General features: G+C 74.0%; 1 pseudogene. It reads left to right on the top strand.

Annotation, left to right across the window (positions count from 1 at the left end):
• Nucleotides 1–242: pseudogene (locus ACQG3P_RS22365) on the top strand (TonB-dependent copper receptor); the annotation flags it as partial.

Genomic DNA, 242 nt, shown 5'->3' with positions numbered 1-242 from the left:
CCCCGGAAACCTTCGACCGGCTGACCATCATCAAAGGCCCGCAGAGCGTGCGCTTGGGTGCCGGCGCGTCAGCGGGCACGGTGCGGGGCGACCGCGATACCCCGCGTTGCGACGCCCCGGGCATCGACCTGGCCGCCAGCGCGCTGGTCGGCACGCGCAACCGCAACGCCCAGGTGCTGGACCGCACCGCCGGTGCCTCGCCGTGCGACGTGCGCGTCAAGGGCACCCGCTCCGAAGCCGAT

The sequence above is a fragment of the Stenotrophomonas sp. SrG genome (assembly GCF_050031795.1).
GTDB classification, from domain to species: domain Bacteria; phylum Pseudomonadota; class Gammaproteobacteria; order Xanthomonadales; family Xanthomonadaceae; genus Stenotrophomonas; species Stenotrophomonas rhizophila_A.
The sequence above is the reverse complement of the archived record's forward strand: the minus strand, read 5'-3'. Positions and strand labels throughout refer to the sequence as shown.